Origin of the sequence: Streptomyces malaysiensis subsp. samsunensis (assembly GCF_024519315.1) — a bacterium.
GTDB classification, from domain to species: Bacteria; Actinomycetota; Actinomycetes; order Streptomycetales; family Streptomycetaceae; genus Streptomyces; species Streptomyces malaysiensis.
The window spans coordinates 1-18,289 of sequence record NZ_JANIIC010000115.1; the positions used below are offsets into that span (position 1 = coordinate 1).

The 18,289-nt window shown below is 69.7% G+C and carries 12 protein-coding genes and 5 pseudogenes; 10 read left to right on the top strand and 7 right to left on the bottom strand.

What is annotated here, in order from left to right; translation table 11 throughout:
• The 4 genes from NQU54_RS46255 to phsA form a co-directional block, all read right to left on the bottom strand.
• Positions 1-1,320, bottom strand: a 1,320-nt coding sequence (locus tag NQU54_RS46255) for a beta-ketoacyl [acyl carrier protein] synthase domain-containing protein (protein ID WP_257636286.1), incomplete at its 3' end; no start/stop codon positions are given.
• Positions 1,320-3,470: a beta-ketoacyl synthase N-terminal-like domain-containing protein gene (locus tag NQU54_RS46260; protein ID WP_257636287.1), complete on the bottom strand. Its 2,151-nt coding sequence runs from the start codon at positions 3,468-3,470 to the stop codon at positions 1,320-1,322. The genes NQU54_RS46255 and NQU54_RS46260, both read right to left, overlap by 1 nt.
• Complete coding sequence (locus NQU54_RS46265) at positions 3,451-4,674, bottom strand: FAD-dependent oxidoreductase (protein ID WP_257636288.1); 1,224 nt, start codon at positions 4,672-4,674, stop codon at positions 3,451-3,453. Before NQU54_RS46265 ends, NQU54_RS46260 begins: the two co-directional genes overlap by 20 nt.
• A 407-nt stretch (positions 4,675-5,081) precedes the next feature.
• Positions 5,082-6,938 carry an O-aminophenol oxidase PhsA gene (phsA, locus tag NQU54_RS46270; protein WP_257636298.1) on the bottom strand — a complete coding sequence of 619 codons (1,857 nt, stop codon included), beginning with the start codon at positions 6,936-6,938 and terminating at the stop codon, positions 5,082-5,084.
• 461 nt (positions 6,939-7,399) lie between these two features.
• Between phsA and NQU54_RS46275 the strand changes: the two are divergent.
• Both NQU54_RS46275 and NQU54_RS46280 read left to right on the top strand, forming a co-directional pair.
• Positions 7,400-7,915 (top strand): annotated as a pseudogene (locus NQU54_RS46275) (PIG-L family deacetylase); the annotation flags it as partial.
• Between the two features lie 271 nt (positions 7,916-8,186).
• Complete coding sequence (locus NQU54_RS46280) at positions 8,187-8,699, top strand: P-loop nucleotide/nucleoside kinase family protein (protein WP_257636289.1); 513 nt, start codon at positions 8,187-8,189, stop codon at positions 8,697-8,699.
• A gap of 173 nt (positions 8,700-8,872) precedes the next feature.
• Here the strand turns inward: NQU54_RS46280 and NQU54_RS46285 are convergent.
• A pseudogene (locus NQU54_RS46285) lies at positions 8,873-9,139 on the bottom strand (Tn3 family transposase); the annotation flags it as partial.
• 128 nt (positions 9,140-9,267) lie between these two features.
• Between NQU54_RS46285 and NQU54_RS50465 the strand changes: the two are divergent.
• The 4 genes and pseudogenes from NQU54_RS50465 to NQU54_RS46305 all read left to right on the top strand — a co-directional run.
• Positions 9,268-9,381, top strand: a pseudogene (locus NQU54_RS50465) (alpha/beta fold hydrolase); the annotation flags it as partial.
• Between the two features lie 71 nt (positions 9,382-9,452).
• Positions 9,453-9,938, top strand: a pseudogene (locus tag NQU54_RS46295) (helix-turn-helix domain-containing protein); the annotation flags it as partial.
• A gap of 235 nt (positions 9,939-10,173) precedes the next feature.
• Positions 10,174-12,009, top strand: coding sequence for a hydroxysqualene dehydroxylase (locus NQU54_RS46300; RefSeq protein ID WP_257636291.1), 1,836 nt, complete (start codon positions 10,174-10,176; stop codon positions 12,007-12,009).
• A 259-nt stretch (positions 12,010-12,268) separates the two neighbouring features.
• On the top strand, positions 12,269-12,655 hold the full coding sequence (locus NQU54_RS46305; RefSeq protein ID WP_257636292.1) for a hypothetical protein: 387 nt from the start codon (positions 12,269-12,271) through the stop codon (positions 12,653-12,655).
• A 91-nt stretch (positions 12,656-12,746) separates the two neighbouring features.
• Here NQU54_RS46305 and NQU54_RS46310 read toward each other — a convergent pair whose 3' ends face one another.
• Positions 12,747-12,971, bottom strand: coding sequence for a hypothetical protein (locus NQU54_RS46310; protein WP_257636293.1), 225 nt, complete (start codon positions 12,969-12,971; stop codon positions 12,747-12,749).
• Positions 12,972-13,218: 247 nt separating this feature from the next.
• On the opposite strand from NQU54_RS46310, the pseudogene NQU54_RS46315 reads away from it, so the two are divergent.
• Together NQU54_RS46315 and NQU54_RS46320 are read left to right on the top strand one after the other, a co-directional pair.
• A pseudogene (locus tag NQU54_RS46315) lies at positions 13,219-14,222 on the top strand (NAD(P)/FAD-dependent oxidoreductase).
• Entirely contained in the window at positions 14,219-15,139 is a 921-nt protein-coding gene (locus NQU54_RS46320) for an RNA polymerase sigma-70 factor (RefSeq protein ID WP_257636294.1), read from the top strand. The pseudogene NQU54_RS46315 and the gene NQU54_RS46320 overlap by 4 nt, the downstream one beginning before the upstream one ends.
• Before the next feature lie 52 nt (positions 15,140-15,191).
• Here the strand turns inward: NQU54_RS46320 and NQU54_RS46325 are convergent, their stop codons facing one another.
• Entirely contained in the window at positions 15,192-15,722 is a 531-nt protein-coding gene (locus NQU54_RS46325; RefSeq protein WP_257636295.1) for a hypothetical protein, read from the bottom strand.
• Between the two features lie 228 nt (positions 15,723-15,950).
• Here NQU54_RS46325 and NQU54_RS46330 point away from each other — a divergent pair, with 228 nt between their 5' ends.
• Both NQU54_RS46330 and NQU54_RS46335 read left to right on the top strand, forming a co-directional pair.
• Positions 15,951-16,649 carry a TetR/AcrR family transcriptional regulator gene (locus NQU54_RS46330; RefSeq protein WP_257636296.1) on the top strand — a complete coding sequence of 233 codons (699 nt, stop codon included), beginning with the start codon at positions 15,951-15,953 and terminating at the stop codon, positions 16,647-16,649.
• Positions 16,650-16,701: 52 nt separating this feature from the next.
• The gene (locus NQU54_RS46335) at positions 16,702-18,264 is read left to right on the top strand and encodes an FAD-dependent monooxygenase (RefSeq protein WP_257636297.1); all 1,563 of its coding nucleotides are present in this window, start codon (positions 16,702-16,704) and stop codon (positions 18,262-18,264) included.
• The last annotated feature ends 25 nt before the right edge of the window (positions 18,265-18,289 follow it).

The window sequence follows — 18,289 nt, forward strand, 5'->3', positions numbered from 1 at the left end:
TTGTTCGATGATGGCGTGTGCGTTGGTCCCACTGATACCGAACGAACTCACCGCCGCCCGCCGAGGCCCATCCGTGACAACCCACGGCATGGCCACCGACGGCACCACCACACCCAAACCATCCCACGCAACCAACGGATTAGGACGCGCCAAATGACGATGCGGCGGAATCACCCCCTCCCGCACCGCCAACACCGCCGCAATCAACCCCGCAACCCCCGCCGCCGCCTCCAAATGACCCACACACGTCTTCACCGACGACACCGCAAGACGACCACCCTCACCACGCCCCACCGACAACGCCCGCGCCAACGCCCGCAACTCCAACGGATCACCCAACGGCGTACCCGTACCATGCGCCTGCACATAACCCACATCACCCGCCCGCAACCCCGCACCCTCCACCACCCCCGACACCAACCGCCACTGCGCCTCACCACTCGGCGCCGTCAACCCCGCACTCCGACCATCCTGATTCACCCCCGAACCACGCACCACCCCATGCACCACATCCCCCGCCACCAACGCATCCGACAACCGCCGCAACACCACCACCCCCACACCCTCACCACGCACGTAGCCATCAGCGGAAGCATCGAAGGTGTGACAGGCTCCGGTGCGCGAGAGAGCGCCGGCCTGCTCGTACATGAGCGTGCTGTCCGGGTGCAGCAGCAGGTTTCCGCCGCCCGACAGGGCGAGGTCGCACTCTCCGAGCAGCAGACTCTGCCGGGCGAGATGCATGGCGACGAGCGATGAGGAGCACGCCGTGTTGATGGTGATGGCGGGCCCGTGGAAGTCGAACACATAGGCCAGCCGGCCCGCCGCGAGGCTGGGGTTCGTACCCGTGACGAAGTGTCCGTCGATATGCCCCTGCTCCGCGCCGATCCGGCCGTAGTCGTCGTGCATGAGCCCCATGAACGTCCCGACGCGTGAGCCGGCGACCGATCCGGCCTCGATGCCCGCGTCGTGCAGCGCGTCCGAGGCCGTCTCCAGCAGCAGACGCTGCTGCGGGTCCAGGCTCGCCGCTTCGCGGGGGGAGATCTGGAAGTACTCCGCGTCGAAGTGGGCGATGTCGGAGAGATAGCCACCGGGGCGGTCGCCCTGGCGGCCCGGCGGCGGCGGACCGACGGCGGAATCGCCCGTGCGTAACAGGTCCCAGAACTCGGTGACGTTCGCCGCGCCGGGAAGCCGCGCGGCCATCCCCACGATGGCGATCGGCTCGCTGGTGTCCTTCCGGTCGTACTTGGAGCGAAGCCGTGCGGCGAGCCGCGCTCGCTGTTCGGCGCTGAGGTGATGAAGCTGCTCCGCGGTGGTCGGCATCAGACGTTCTCCTCATGGGTGCGCTCTTCGGTCAGCTCGCGCAGTTCGGCGTGCAACAGCCGTTCGCACTCATCCGGACCGAGGTGTTGCTGGAGCATTGCCAGGGCCGTGTCGAGGTCGTCGTCGAGTTGCGGTGTCCCCCGCTGGCGGGCCCGCCGACTGAGAATGTGGCGGCAGACGGCATCGATGGTCGGGTGTTCATAGACGAAGGTGGTGTCCAGTTCGACACCGGTGCTCTCCATGAGGATCTGACGCAGTTCCAAGCCCATCAGTGAGGTGATCCCGCCGTCCGACAGGGGCAGGGAGGCGTCGGGAACATGGCCGAGCACCTGCGCCACGGCGGCCGTGACCTGGGCCCGTGTCCACGCTTCGGGGTCCTGGTCGTCGGCGGACGAGGCGGTCGGCGGGCAGGCGCCGGCACGGGGCGAGCCGTGCTCATCGGTCACCCAGTGGCGACCGTGAAGCCAGGGGTGAGCGGGCAGGCGCACGGTGCGGCCGGGGCGCTGAGCGGCGGCCCAGTCGATGTTCTCTCCCGCCTCGTAACGACGGGTCAGCTCGACGAGGGCTTCCGCATCGCCGTTGTCCTCCCCGCCGCGGTCGTCGCGGGTCAGGGCCGCCAGGAGCTCGTCATGGCTCCGGGCGGTCAGGGCGGTGCGGAAGGTGTGGTGATCCCGGCGGCAGGCCGCGGTCCAGGCGATGTCGCGCAGCTCCGGGGGATCGTCGGCGGCCTTGAGCATATGAACGTAGGCGCTCCGCAGGGTCCGGAGGGCCTCGGGGGTCCGCGCGGACAGCGGGATCAGATGGGCGGGCCCGTCCTCGTGGCCGACCCCCTGCCGGCCCGCTCGGCCGTCCGCCGACCGACCGTGGTTCTCGGGGCCGGCGAGCCACCCCGTCGACAGCGCCGTGAGCACGACATGGCCGTTGGTGCCCATCAGCCCGAAGGAGCTCACTCCCGCGTACGGCGGCCCGTCCGAGTCGGGCCACGGTCGGATGTCCTCCACGAGCTCGATGGCTTCGGGGTCGACCGCCGACGAGATCGGGCGCGTGTGCAGCGTTGGTACGAGCCGGCGGTGGTCGAGCATCAGGGCCGTCTTGACGAGTCCGACCAGGCCGGCCGCCGCCTCGGTATGGCCGAGGTTGGTCTTCACCGAACCGGTGAGCCGGAGCGCGGCGGGATAGCGCGGCAGTGCGGCGAGCGCGGACAGCTCGACCCGGTCGCCGACCGGGGTCCCGGTGCCGTGGGCCTCGATATAGCGCAGTTCATGGACGCCGATGCCCGCGTCGGCGCAGGCACGCCGGATCACGGCGCACTGTGCCTGGGCGCTGGGAGTGAGGAAGTCGTCGCTGCGGCCCGCGTCGTGGTTGACCGCGCTGCCCGCGATGATGGCGTAGATCCTGTCGTTCGCCGCCCTGGCGTCCCGCAGCCGCTTCAAGGCGACGACGACCACGGCCTCCGCACGGGCGAACCCGGACGCGGCGGCCGATCCGAACCGGCAGCGGCCGTCCGGGGCCAGCAGCCCGGCCGCCCCGAACGCGGTCCCCGTGTGCGCGGCGAGGATGAGGTTGCTCGCCCCGGCCAGCGCGAGGTCGCATTCCCCCTCACGCAGGCTCCGCACCGCCAGATGGACGGCGGCCAGGGAAGAGGAGCGGTCCGTGTCGAGCACGAGAGAGGGACCGGCCGAGCGCAGGTGGTGGCTGAGCCGCGCGGCGGCCGAGGCACGGGCGGCGCCGACCCACCCGAGCAGATCGGTCCGGTTCGCCGAGGCCACCACGCGTGCGTAGTCCTCCGTGCTCGTACCGACGAAGACGCCCGTCGAGACGTGCGGTCCCAGCACCAGCGGCAGACCACCGTCCTGGAGGGCCTCATAGGCCACCTCCAGAAGCAGCCGGTGCTGCGGATCCATGCACTCGGCTTCTCGTGGCGCGATGCCGAAGAAGCCCGCGTCGAACGCGTCGACGTCCTCGATGAGCCTGTCGTGTGGGTCGAGCCGACCCGGCCACGGCCGGGTCACGGATTCGTCGGGCGGCGCTTCCCGCCCCTCGGCGAGCAGCCGCCACAGTGCCTCCGGACCGTGTATGCCCCCCGGCAGCCGGCATCCGATGCCGACGATCGCGATGGAACGGTCACCGTCAGTATTCTCCGAGTGCAAGGATCCTCCTGATGACGCTCGGGTCGTACGCCTCCGCCGCCACGGTCTCCGGACCGGCGAGATTGCCGAGGAGAGGGCCGGACAGCCGTACGTCCCGTTGAACCTCTTCGTTCCACTTGCGACGCCTGTTCCGGGCTTCAGCGGTGAAGCCGCAGCGCAATTCGGTGGCAAGACTCGCGCTTATGTGCAGTCGTCGCATGCGCTCCGCGCGCTCCGCGCAGTAACCCCGGAATATATCGGGGTGCCAATTCCGGTTCCATATCAGCGTTTCCGCGACCATGCGGGCGTCCCGCAAAGCGATCGAGAGCCCTTGTCCGATGAGGGGATCACTCCATCCGGCCGCGTCTCCGAGCAGAACGGCTCCGGGGGGATTGATGTGATCACACCGGGAGTCATTCATGGGAAAGGCAGCGCACGGGCCCTTGGGAGCGGCCCCGCCGAGATCACAACCATCGGGCAGAAACTGACTCGAGAGCAGGTGGAGGTAGTCTTGGGCGGAACTGGATCCGCTGACCAGATTTCCGCGCCCGGCGTCCCAGAAAAGATAGGTTCGCACCACGCCCGTTTCCCTGGGGAACGCCAGATAGTGCAGGTCGCCCTCGGTGCCTCCGGCGTTCTCCCCGGTCGGCCAGGGCAGCCCTCCCAGCAACAGGCCGGCGCCGTAGGTGCGTGGGGTGGAGGACATCAGCCGCAGCCCGGTCTGCCGCCGGACCGCGGAGCGCCTGCCGTCCGCGCCCACCACGATCCGGCACCGCAGCCGACGCTTCCTCCTCGCCACCGCGAACCGGATCACACCCTCTTCACCTGCGGGTATCTCGATGTCGACAACGCCGCGCAGGATCTGCGCACCGGCGGTCTCGGCGCTGCGCAAGAGCGCCTCGCAGGCGTCGGGATGCCCGACGTTCAAGGCCCCGGGCACACCGGGCACCGCTTTGGAGAGGTCGACGGCGGACTGTGCGGCCTCGTGGTAGGAGACGCCGTCGCCACAGGCGACCAGTGCACCGGCATAGCCGCCACCGGCTGCCAGCAGCGCTTGTTCCAGGCCCAATTCACGAGCTTCGGCGACACCCCACGGCAGCAGGGCTTCGCCGCGTACCTGATCCCGGAAGCGGGTGCTCTTCTCCAGCAGGACGACGCTGAACCCGGCTTCCGCGAGCTTTACCGCCAGGGCGCAGCCTGCTATCCCTCCGCCGACGATCACCACGTCGACGGAGTCCGCAGCGCCGGACATCAGATCTGTTGAGGCTGAAAGTGTGCGACGCCCGACGGATCTCCATCATGGAGAACCGGCGCGGCCGAGGGCACGTATAAGAGACTTGATCCATTCATGCTTTCCCCCGTTGTTCGTCTCGCAGGTGCCGAATCATCAGCACCTCATTCAGGCTAGCGCAATGGACATCGCGCTCCCGATTTTTTCTCGGCGTGTCGCCCAGTTTCGCTGTTTCTTTTGTTGCGGGTGAGACGATCGAGGTTGTTGGGGCGAATATCGACGCAGACATACGACTCGGCCTCCCCCGGAAACGCCGAACGCGTGGTTCCGGGAAAGGCCGAGTCCGGCGCGCATCTGGACGCCGAGTGGAACTCCGGTCGATTACTCCGTGTAGCGGACGCTCAGTGAGCGCCCTCGGAGGCCCCGTGGCCGTGATCTCCGAGGTGCGTGCCCAACCGCATGACCTCGGCGGGCTGGACGAGGAACTGACGCATCATGTGCGTGTCCTCGTGTTCCAGGACGTGGCAGTGGTACACGAAGCGGCCCGCACCGCCCCTGAACCGCCCGAGCACGGTGACCAACTGCTCGCCGGGCACCTGGATGGTGTCCTTCCACCCCGCCTCGTGGGGGGCGACCGGCACCGCCCTCCGGTGGGTGAGCGGTGCCCGGGTCCCGCCCAGCGCGGGATCGAAACCGCTGACGTCATAGGCGTGCCGGCCCACCGCCTGGAAAGCGATCAGATGGATGTGCATCGGATGCATCGGGGTGGCGGCCGCCGCGGGCAGATTGATCTGGTCGGACGCCAGGTTGAAGAAGGTCCACTGTTCCCATGCGCCCTGCTCGACGGTGAATCCCGGCGGGTCCTGGAAGGAGCGCGCGGTCCGCTCGTACGTCCTCGTGCGCCCCGTCTCGTCCTGGATCTGGATCACTCCGTCGCCGGGGATCGACACATGGTCCGCATCGACCTCTCGCATCTCCCAGATCTCCGGGTGACCCATGCCCCCGACAGTCCCCGGCGGCGTCAGGACCACCAGCCGGTGCTCGTGCTCGTGCCGCGAGTCGTCGTGGGTGATCCGGCGGAACGACGGCGAGAGCACCTCGGGCAGCGTGAAGGAGTCATGGACGCGTTCGCACGCCACCCGGAACTGCATGACCTGCGGATACGGAACCCCATTCGCCGGGTCCGGCTCTCCGGGAGCCGCCGCGGCGGTGGTGTTGACCAGCCGTAGTGAGCGACCGCGCAGGCGGGAGAAGTCGATCAGCAGATCCACTCGTTCCGCGGGCGCGACCGGCAGCGGGGCGTCGACGGGCACCGGCCGCCCCAGCAACCCGCCGTCCGTGCCGATCTGTTGGACGGCGCCGCTGACGGGCTCGCCGGTCGCCTCGTCAATCAGCGCCAACCGGTAGACCCTCGCGTTGGAGGCGTTCAGCAGCCGGAAGCGGTACCAGCGCGCGGACACCGTGAGATGCGGCCAAACGACCCCGTTGACCAGGGTGTACGGCCCGCTGAACGGCAGGGTGACATTGTCGCCCGCCTCGTTCTGCTGGATGATTTCGGTCTTGTGCAGCAGCCGGCCGGTGAGACGGCCCCGGTGATCGGTGTCGAGGTTGCGGTCGGCGAGGATCAGCGGGATCTCATGCTTGCCACGCGGCAGCCCCAGCGCCGTCTCCTCCTCGTCCCGCACGAGGTACATCCCCGCCAGACCCGTGTAGACGTTCCAGCGCGTGATGTGCATCGCGTGGTCGTGGTACCACAGCGCACACGCCCGGTGGCTGTTCGGGTACGTCGCATACTGGATCTCGGCGGGCGATACCGCGTTCTCCGGCCAGCCGTCGTTACTGCCACTGGTGGGCGCGCCGTGCAGATGGGTCACCGTCCACGGCGGGAGGTCGGCCACCCCCTTGACCTCCTTCGCGCCCACCTCCGCGCGCCCCGGCCGGTTGGACGCCGGCGGCAATTCCATCGGCACCTCCCAGGCGGCGACGGGGTACTCACCGGCGAGCCGGTTGCGCCAGGCCACGGTCAGCCGCTGATTTCGCCACACCTCGATCGTCGGGCCAGGGACATGTCCCTCGTAACCCCATGCCCGTGTCGGCGGCAGCTGTGAGTGCAACCGCACCCATGTCGCACGCAGATCGATGGTCATCCTCTCCCGGTCCCGCTGGGCACTCCGCCTCAGCAGAGGGGGAATGGGCAGGGCATCGACGAATGGCGTCAGCGTGGCGGGCCCGACGTCGGGCGCCCCCTCCCCCGCCATGGTCTCCGCGGCGTCGCCGGGTCCCCCGCCTCCCGAGTACGAGAGTTCCGCAAACCGCTCTCCGGTGTCAGTCACCGTTCGTCCCCCGTTCCACGAATGTCGCCGTCCCTCCTGACGTACGGAAGACGGCTCCTTGGAGGGATGGACATTCAGCCACCGCGGACCAGTTCCTTCCGCCACAAGGAACCGGCCAGCTCCGCGCTCACCGCCTTCCCCGTCCCCGCCGACGCCCCGGCCCGGGAATGCTCCCGTGCGCGGCGGGAACATCCGGTCCGGCCGTCACTGTTGCACCTGCCGGAAGACCGGCGCCGCGCGCGAGGAACAGATCGACCAGCAGGTCGTCCACCCCGACGTGATCGGGACCCTCGGGTCCGCGGTACGCCCGGTCATCCGCTATTTGATATTGAGGGCGACCCCGCCGCGGACTCGGGCCGAGGCCTTTCACACCGGAGGACTGTTTCATGAATGACTGGCCCTTGACACTCATGGCGGTACACGCCCACCCCGACGATGAGGCCACCAATACAGGAGGTGTCCTCGCGCGGTACGCATCGGAGGGCATTCGCACGGTCCTCGTGACGTGTACCGACGGTAGTTGCGGTGACGGACCGGGGGGTGTCAAGCCGGGCGATGCCGGGCACGATCCGGCGGCCGTCGCCGTGATGCGGCGTCAAGAACTCGAGGCGAGTTGTGAACTCCTGAAGATCAGTCATCTGGAGACGCTGGATTACACCGACTCCGGGATGATGGGCTGGCCGACCAACGACGCCCCGGGATCCTTCTGGCAGACACCCGTGGATGAGGGCGCCGCCCGGCTCGCGGAACTCATGCGGCGCTACCAGCCCGATGTGGTCGTGACCTACGACGAGAACGGCTTCTACGGCCACCCCGACCACATCCAGGCGAACCGCATCACGATGGCCGCGCTGACGATGATCGAGCTGACACCGAAGGTGTACTGGACGACGGCTAGCCGTATGACTCGCACCAGCCCAGCCACGACAACCGCCGCTTAGCGGCGGTACCGCGGTTCCTGTAACCGCGGCCATTGCCTGCCCCCGCATGGGGCAGTGCCAGGACGTACCGCCGGATCAGTGTCCTGCCGGCAGTCACTCATATTCCTGTGACGCCGGGTCGTCCTGCCTGATCAGGGAAGTCATGTCTCAGTCGCAGCATTTCGATTCACAGCATCCGCATGCAGCGGGACCCAGCGCTACGCAGCACCCACGTGCTGCCATCCTGCTCCTGATGGTCGGGCTCCCCGGGGCCGGGAAAACCACCCGCGCCAAAGAGCTCGCCGCAACCCACCGGGCGCTGCGGCTGACCCCAGATCACTGGATGATCCCGCTGTTCGGCGATTCGATGGCCGACGGCAAGCGCTGGGTGCTCGAAGGGCGGCTCATCTCGGTCGCCCTACAGGCGCTGAGGCTGGGGACCAGCGTCGTGCTCGACTTCGGGCTCTGGAGCCGCGATGAACGGTCGGCACTGCGCTGGCTGGCCCGGTCGGTCGGGGCATCATGCCAGGTGGTCTACCTGCCCGTGGACAAGGACGTGCAGCTCGCCCGCGTCGCGCACCGCCAGGAAACAACACCGCATCAGACGTTCCCGATGAGCGAGGCCGACCTGGATGCCTGGCGGGAGCAGTTCCAGGTGCCTGACGCCGCCGAACTCGACGGCGGCGAGATTCCCACCCCACCGGCGGGCTGGCCGAGCTGGCCGGAGTGGGCAGCAGACAAATGGCCCTCGTGCACCGACAGCTAACCTGGCCGGCCGCCAATCGGTCACCAACCTTCGGTGATAACGCTCAACCCGCTGCGAGGCGGAGGCTGGTCACTCGCCTCCGCCTCGCGGCTTCCGGTCCGAGAAGTGCCCGATAGCGTCGCAGGCAGGCGTCACACGGTGACGCCTGCCGAACGGGAACGCCTCCGCCACGCCCTCGTGCGGCATCGGGGCGAGCGGGCTCCGTAGTCGGCCGTGCGGTCGACGCGCCACATCCTCTGATCAGGCAGGTCCGCCAGCTGCGGGGCGTACGCGAACCCGGCCAGGGTCGGCAGGCCGAAGACAATGTCGCTGTACGAGGCGGTGTCGGTGACGATCATCTCCGGGCGTTTGCCGCCATCGCGGCCGTAGAGGACGTCGAGTACGTACAGGGAGTCGCGCGGGGTGCCGGCCACGACCTTCCCACCGAGCCCGGCGGCCTGGTGCAAGCCTTCGCCGCGCCAGCAACCCGGCGTCGTCACGGCCACGGCGACATATGTACAAGACCGGCAGTTGGCGGCCCCCGCACCATCCCTGTATGAGTGAACACAGCGTTGAGCTCTCACACGGGATGCATGTGGTCCACGACGGCCCTCGGCAGGCACCGCCTCTCCTGCTCATCCACGGATCGGGGGCCTCGGGCAGCTACTGGGGCCCGGTGGTCCCGGCACTCGCTCGCCACCATCACGTCATTCGGGTCGACCTCCCGGGCTGCGGCCAGTCCCCGCCCGCGGCGTCATATGACGTACCCGTGCGTTCGCGATCGCGGTGGACATCCTCGGCCGATGGCCGGGGGCTCGCCCACCTGTGGCCCCGGAGATCGCCCACGCCTGGCGGCGGACGCTCACCGGCCGGGGGCGGGTGCGGGTCGAGCGCCTGGCGGAGGAGGTCGGCTGGAGCCGCAAGCGCCTGTCGGCGCGCTTCCGGTCCCAGCTTGGCATCACGCCCAAACACGCCGCTCGACTGGTGCGGTTCGACCACGCGGCTCACCTTCTCGCGGCAGGTCACGCCGCAGCCGACGTTGCCACCGTGAGCGGCTATGTCGACCAGTCCCACCTCCACCGCGAGGTCAAGGCGTTCACCGGTCTCACGCCCACGGCCGTGGCCGCGGCGCCGTGGCTCGCGATCGACGATGTCGCGTGGCCCGCTTCATCACCGGCCCGGAGGCCGTCCGCGGTGATCGCGGGGGTGCCCCCGAGCTCATGGATGGGACTGACGGACCGGTCGAGACGCATGGGGTGACGATGGCCGTGAGGCCGGCCGGGCAGGGGCAGGTGTGCGTCGCAGGTCGGATTCGGAACGGAACTCGAACGCGTACAGCCCGCCGGGCCGCGCCGCGCCTCCGTCGCGAGCCCGCGGATACGAGTCGACGGGTCGGCCTTGTACCAACAGGCTCGCCGAGTGTTTGTGAGGATACTGTGGGTGACGGGAAATAGGGCTTCCGGCTTCCCGAACCCCTCCCTACTCTCCGGTGCTCATGGCGACAGAACACGCGCAGCAGTCTCAGGGGCACAACGGACACAGCCGCAGACGCTTCCTGGCGGCGACCGGAGGAGCGGCCGCCGGAGTCGTCGGCGGGGGAACGATGGGCGCCCTGGGGGCGGCCGGCAGCGCGGCCGCGGCCTCCTCCGGCAAGCGCGTCGCCGTCCTCGGCGGCGGAGTCTCCGGCCTCAGCGCCGCCCACGAACTCGCCGAACGCGGCTACGAGGTCACGGTCTACGAGTACTACGACGCTCTTGGCGGCAAGGCCCGCTCCATGGACGTCCCCGGGACCGGAACGGGCGGCCGCGAGCCGCTTCCCGGCGAGCACGGCTTCCGCTTCTTCCCCGGCTTCTACCGGAATCTGCCGGACACCATGCGCCGCATCCCCTTCCCCGGCAACGCGAACGGTGTCCACGGCAACCTCCGCAGCGGTACGGAGGCGTTGTTCGCGCATGCCTCCGGCCGCCCGGACCTGCACTTCCCACTCCGCCGGGCCACCACTCCGCCCGCCCCCGGCGACCTCACCCCGTCCTGGATCCGCGACCAGATCCTGTCGGTGCTGGACCTCGCCACCCATCTGCCCGCCGACGAGGCCGCCTACTTCGCCGGCCGCCTCCTGGTCCACCTCACCAGTTGCGACGCCCGCCGCGAGGGCCAATGGGAGAAGGTCACATGGTGGGACTTCATCCGGGCCGGTGAGATGAGCCGTGAGTACCAGGTGCTCCTCGGCATCGGCCAGACCCGCAACCTCGTCGCCACCCGCGCCGAGATCGCCTCCACCCGTACCGTCGGCCGCGTCATCATCGAGGCCCTGCTCCTGTGGGGCCTGCTCGGCCGCGGCATGGACGGCGACGCGGACATCGACCGGGTGCTGAACGCCCCGACCAGCGAGGCGTGGATCGACCCCTGGGAGGCGCATCTGCGCTCCCGGGGCGTCAAGTTCGTGCTCGGCACCGAGGTCCGGGAGGTGGTGTACGACGGCGGCCGGGTGACCGGCGTACGGGTGGCGGCGCGCGACGGCGGCCGGCAGCGCACCATCACCGCCGACCACTACGTCTCCGCTCTTCCGGTCGAGCACGCGCGCGTGACCTGGGGCCCGGCCCTGCGCGCCGCCGACCCGCAGTTCGGGCGGTGCGACGCGCTGAAGACGGACTGGATGACCGGCGTGATGTTCTACCTGCGCACGCCCACCCCCGTCGTGCACGGCCACATCAACTGCCTCGACTCGCCGTGGGCGGTGACCGGCATCGGACAGTCCCAGTTCTGGGACGTACGGGACTTTTCGCGCGACTACGGGGACGGGCAGGCCCATGAGTGCCTGTCCACGATCATCTCCGAGTGGGACAAGCCCGGGATCCTGTACGGCAAGACGGCCCGTGAGTGCACCAAGGAGGAGATCGTCGCCGAACTGTGGGCGCAGATGAAGGACGGGCTGAACGACTCGGGCAAGACGACGCTCAGGGACGAGGACCGGCTCGGCTGGTTCATGGACCCCGCGGTGACGGGCCTCGGCGGCCCCGACCCGCGGAACCGCGAACAGCTCCTCATCCACCCCACCGGCACGCTCTACAACCGCCCGTCGGCGAAAACGGCGGTGCCGAACTTCTTCCTCGCGGGCGACTACGTCCGTACGGATGTGGACCTGGCGACCATGGAGGGCGCCAACGAGTCCGCGCGACGCGCCGTCAACGCGCTCCTGGACGCCGATGATTCGGGCGCCGAGCGGTGTCACATCTGGGAGTTGTTCCGGCCGCCGGAGATGGAGCCCCTGAAACGGATCGACGAGGTGCGCTATCGGCTGGGGCTGCCCAACACCTTCGACCTGGGGTAGCACCCGGCACCGAGTTTCGACTGAAGGGCCGCCGCCCCCTAGAAACCGCCGAGCGGCCGCGGCCCTTCAGCCGAAACGGCGTGGTGCTGCTGAGGCTCCGCACCGCGCCGCACGCCGTGTCGTACGACAGCGGCCTCCGCTCGCACGAATCGTGACCATGCGCCCCCTCAAGCCCGCTGCTTTGCCGGCGGGCTGACGCGCCTCGCGCCGCATCTGCTTGAATGCGGCTCAGCCTGCCGTCCGTCACCGGGAGACCCATATGCGTCGAACGCTCGCTGTGAACGCTCTCGCCGTCGGACTGCTGCTCGTCGGGTGTTCCGAGAAGTCGGAGCCGATCACCGGGGAGTGGGTCGCGGACGGGCCGCAGCCACCGGGGTTCGCCGACTTCGCGGACCGGGCGATGATCCGCGTCGACAAGGACGGCGACGCCGTACTCGGAACCTCGCCGATGAGGCTGTGCGGGGACGCGAAGGTGACGGCCAAGGACGAGGGGGACGGCGCCGAGTACCGCATTGCGTTCAGTCCCGCGTGCATCACGGTCAACGTTCCGGTGAGCCTGGAGGTCGTGGTCGACGGAGACACCTTGGAGGCCACTCCCACGGGCCAGCAGGACGGGAAGCCCTTCCGCTTCCGGCGCGCCGATTAGAGGGTGACTCCAGCGGATTACTCAGCCCTCCAAGCTGGTCAGCGGGCCAGACGAGTGCTGGACGGCACGGAACGTCCGACCCGCTCCCGATCTACGCCTCGTCGGTGACGAACAGCTCGAGATGCCCGCACTTGGGGCAGCGGAATGCCACTATCTGCCGCCGGGGCCGGCCCAACCGCTTGGCGCCCCCGAAAAATCCCCGATCCATCGCGCCCTCGATCCAGCGCGCGTACCCGCGCGAGTGCTCGCCGGCGTCCTCGATGAAACCTTCCGAGAGACCGACGGTGCCGCATTGGGTGCACGTGCAGTTGTTCATACCGTGAGTGTAGGAAACCTACGTCGCGGAGGTTCCAGCTGCGTGACCAGGACGCCGCCGATGACGCATGGAAACGGCCTGCCGCCCCCTGCCCCGAAGGGAATTGGCGGTCGTTTCGCGGACCATTCGCCCACCTTCCGGTCCCCCGATTCGGCCTATGACGTGCATCACATCAGGCCCATGTCACATCCAGGCCGCCCGCTCCCATCTGGTGGGCGTCAGCAAGCGAGCCGAGGAGGACGGAACGATGAGCGCACGGCAGGAGGCCGGCACGGCGACCGGGCACCGCGTGGTGATCCTGGGGGCGGGATACGCGGGCATGGCCGCGGCGGTTCAGCTCGCGGCCCGGGTGAAGCGGCGCGAAGGGGTGCGGGTGACGGTGGTGAACGCGCAGGAGCGGTTCACCGAGCGCATGCGGCTGCACATGACGGCGACCGGGCAGCGGCTCGCGGCGCCCAGGACGCCGAGGCGCTGGCCGACCGGCTGGCGCGGCTCGGCGGCGGCACGGTGGTGGTCGCGGGCAGCGGGCTGACCGGCATCGAGTCGGCGGCGGAGATCGCCGAGCGGCACCCGCGGCCGAGTGTGGTGCTGCTGGGCCGGGCGGAACCCGGTGCGGCCATGAATCCCCAGGCCACGTCGTATCTGCGCGCCGCGCTCGACCGGCTGGGAGTCCAGGTGCGCGCCGGTGTCGAGGTGGTGAAGGTGCTGCCCGACGCGGTCGAGTTGGCGGGCGGGGAGAACATCGTCGCCGACGCGATCCTGTGGACGAGCGGCACACGGGTGTCGCCGCCGGCGGCCGCCGCCGGGCTGGCCGTCGATGAACGCGGACGCATCGTCACCGACGCCGCGCTGCGATCGGTGTCGCACCCCGAGGTGTACGCGATCGGCGACGCGGCCGCGATTCGCCAGGGGTACGGCATCATGCACGGCACCTGCCAGGGCGGCATGCCGACCGGGGTGCACGCCGCGCTGTCGATCGACCGAGTGCTCAGGGGCAAGCAGCCCAAGCCGTTCCGCTTCGGCTACTACCACACGCCGGTGAGCCTGGGACGCGGTGACGCCGTAGTGCAGTTCACCCGGCCTGATGACAGCCCGCGCCGGATCTGCCCGACCGGCCGTACAGCCGTCCGGTACAAGGAGACGGTGACCGCCTCGCCCTGGCCGACGTACGGCCGTATGAAGAAGGTGCCCGCCTCGGGCGCGTTCTGGCCCCGCGGGGGCCGCTTCACCCGGGTCCGGGGGGACGAGTGACCGGCCCGTTCCCCCACCCCGACCAGCAGGTCTTCCACGAGCACCGGCGGCTGCCGTTCTCCGCGGCCTACCGCCTCCTCGGCAGTGCGGCCGATGCCGAGGACACGGTCCAGGACGCCTGGATCAAATGGTCTGCCGGGGACCGCTCGCAGGTGACCGACCCCAAGGCGTACCTGACGCGAATCGTCTCGAACCTGGCGCTGGAACGGCTGCGCTCCACCCGGCACAAACGGGAGACCTACGTAGGGCCGTGGCTGCCGGAGCCCATCCTCACCGGCGGGGATGCCTCCGAGGTCGTCGCGGACGCCGAGTCGGTGTCGATGGCCATGCTGGTGGTGCTGGAGACGCTCAGCCCGCTGGAGCGCGCGGTGTTCGTGCTGAAGGAGGTCTTCGACTTCGGCCACGCCGAGATCGCCGAGGCGGTGGAGCGTTCCGAAGCCGCGGTGCGGCAGGCCGCGCACCGGGCCCGTGAGCATGTGCGGGCCCGACGGCCGCGTTTCGCCGCCGACCGGTCGCGGCAGCGCGAGGCCACCGAGCGGTTCTTCGCCGCCGCGACCGGCGGAGACGTCAACGCCCTGATGGAACTGCTCGCCCCGGACGTCACCCTGTGGACCGACGGCGGCGGCAAAGTCCGCCAGGCCCCGCGCCCGGTGGTGGGCGCGACCACGGTGGCCGCCTGGTTCGCCGCCATCGGCAGTGTCACTTACCAGGGCGTCGGGCCCGCCGACATGAAAGCCGAACTCGCCGAGATCAACGGCGGGCCGGGCATCGTGTTCAGCGGGCCGGGACGGGTGATCGCCACCGTCACCTTCGACTTCGACGCCGACGGCCGTATCACCGCCATCCACAACGTGGCCAACCCGGACAAACTCCGGGCCGTCGCCGACGGCACCGCTCACGACCTCGGAACGCCATGAGCAAGGTCACCGCATGCTGCCGCCGGGCGCGAGCGCACTGCGCCAGGGCCGGTCAGCGTCCCCGGCCCTGGGGGAACTGCCCGAGGTGAACCGCACGATGGACGACGGTGGCCAGGCCCCGGATGTCCTCGGTGAAGGCATCGACGCGGATCCGGCGTCCGCTGTGCAGCCGGATCTCGCACATCGAGCCCATGCCCCGGGCGTCGGCGAGCGGCCGGCCGTCACCGCCGCTGGTACTCACCTGCGCGACATCCTCCCAGGGGATCACGGTGGCGGTGTCCGCCACCCGATGGGTGAACCCCCGCTCATGAATGTCGAAGCTCTGCTCCCGGGTACGGAACGCCTGCACCAGACGCCAGATCCCCAGGCCCCACCCCACCAGGCCGACCCCGAGCAGCAACCCCGCCAGCGCTGGGGCCCCTTCGGTGGTGCCCACCGATGCGACCGCCACCGGCACCCCGAAGGCCGTGCCCACAGCCCCGACCACCAGCCAGATACCAGCCTGCCGCAGGCGTCGCGCGCCATCGGTACGGTGCTCCCGCACAAACCTGCCCAACCGCTTGGCCGCTTCCGTACGCCTCATCGGGCCCCCTCCCAGGTCGTGGACATCTCAAACTACGCCCTCACCGCCGAGCGATTCACTCTTGGCTGCGGGCGTTGTCGGAACCCCTGGTGGATACCGGATGGCGCCAGTCCCGGAACCGATGCCGTCACCGATACCTTTGGTGCATCGCTCTAAAATAGAGCGGTACGCCAAATTAGTACAGCACTCTAATTTGGTTCAACGCTCCAAACGTGGCACGATCGAGGCATGGCAACGCGAGCGCGCCGGACACAGCGGCGCAACCAGGTGCTCTCCCGTGGGCAGATCATCGATACCGCCGTCGAGTTGCTCGATACGGGCGGCGAGGGCGCGCTGACCGTCCGGGCGATGACCGAGCGCCTGGCCACCGGGTCCGGGGCGATCTACTACCACGTGGGCACCCGGGACGAGCTCCTGGACACGGCGACGGAAACCGTCGTCACCGCCGCTTTGGCGACCAAGCCCGATGGGGCCTCGGTCACGCCCGAGGAGGAGATCCGCGCCGTCGCGCTGGCCTTGTTCGACGCGATCGCCGAGCACCAGTGGCTCGCCACGCGGCTGACCCTCCAGATCATCCGCAACCCGGTCGGTCCGGTGACGGTGGGGATCTTCGAGAGGATCGGCCGGCAGGTGGGCGCCTTGGGCGTGCCGCAAGCCGCCTGGTTCGACGCGACCGCCACGCTCGTGCACTACATCCTCGGAGCCGTCAGCCAGAACGCCCGCGTCGACGGGGACACCTCGGGCGTCGAAGTCGGCGTGGACCGCGAGGAGTTCCTCGGCGCGGCGTCGAGGGCGTGGCAGGAACTCGACCCCGACGACTACCCGTTCATGCACGCCATCGTCGACCAGATGCGAGAGCACAACGACCGGGAGCAGTTCCTCACCGGCATCGCCCTCGTCCTCGACGGCATCACCAACCTCCGCTGACCCACCGCACCCGATCGGGTCCATCGATGACCGTTCACAGGGGAAGCCTCTTATGCACGACGTGATAATCGCGGGCGCCGGCCCGGTCGGCTTGTTTCTGGCCAACGAACTTGCCCTGTCCGGCTGTTCTGTCCTGGTACTCGAACGGGACCGGGAACCGAGTTCCCCGTTGAAGGCGCTCCCGCTCGGGATGCGGGGCCTGACCGCCGCTTCGGCCGAGACGTTCTACCGCCGCGGCCTGCTGGAAGCGATGGTGAAGGCTTCGGGCGTCACCGCGGAGAAGGTCGGCGCGGACCCCGAAGCGGTCGAGGCACCGGCTCCTCGTGAGGTGAGCCATTTCGCGGGCATGACGCTCGACGCGGCCGACATCGACGCGGCCGCTCTTCCGTTCCGGCTGCCCAGTCCGGCGATGGAGGGCTTCATGACGAGCCTGGAAGCGGTCGGGGCGATGCTGTCCGAGCGGGCCGCCGCGCTCGGTGTGGAGATCGTCCGGGGCGCTCCCGTCACCGCCGTGGCGCAGGACGACGAGGCCGTGGTCGTCACAGCGGGCGGGACGGAGCACCGGGCGCGCTGGCTCGCCGGATGCGACGGCGGCCGCAGCGCGGTACGCGAGCTCACGGGCTTCGACTTCGTCGGCACCGAGCCGCTGTTCACCGGCTACGTCGCACACGTCACCTTCGCCGACCCGCAGCGGCTGCCCCTCGGGTTCAACCTGACACCGACCGGCATGTACCTGCGCACGCCCTTCGAGGGGCACCTGGGCATGATGGACTTCGACGGCGGCACCTTCGACCGCTCGCGGCCGCTGACCCGCGACCACCTCCAGACGGTTCTGCGCCGCGTCTCCGGTACCGACGTGACGCTGAACGAGGTCCTTCTCGCCTCCAGCTTCACCGACCGCGCGATGCAGGTGACCACCTACCGGCAGGGCCGCGTTCTGCTCGCCGGCGACGCCGCGCACATCCACTCCCCGCTGGGCGGCCAGGGGCTCAACCTCGGCATCGGCGACGCCGTGAACCTCGGGTGGAAGCTCGCCGCCACCGTGCACGGCTACGCGCCCGGCGGCCTGCTCGACAGCTACACCGGCGAGCGCCACCCCGTCGGCGCGTCGGTGCTCGACTGGTCACGGGCCCAGGTGGCGACCATGAAGCCCGGCCCCAATGCCCCCGCACTGCGGCAGCTGGTCCGCGACCTGATGAGCACCCCCGACGGAACGACCCACGTCTACCGCAGGACATCGGGGCTGTTCAACCGCTACGACCTGGGGAACCAGCAGCCGCTCGTGGGTCGTACCGCCCCGGACTTCCGCTTCGCTGACGGCACCCGCCTCGGTGACCTGATGCACCAGGGCCACGGCGTCGCGCTCGACTTCAGCGGCGACCGCGCGCTGCGGCGCGCGGCCCAGGGGTGGGAGGGCCGGATCCGGTACGCGTCCGGTTCGGTGCGCGATGACCTCGGGCTGGGTGCCGCGCTGATCCGACCTGACGGCGTGGTGGCCTGGGCGAGTGAACACACCCCCGATCGCGACGCGTTCGAACAGATCGCCGCCCAGTGGTTCGGAGCCCGGAGAACTAGAGTGACTGCCGACTCCCCGGCCGGACGGGTCGGTTCCTGACAGCCTCCGGGACGGGGACGGGCAG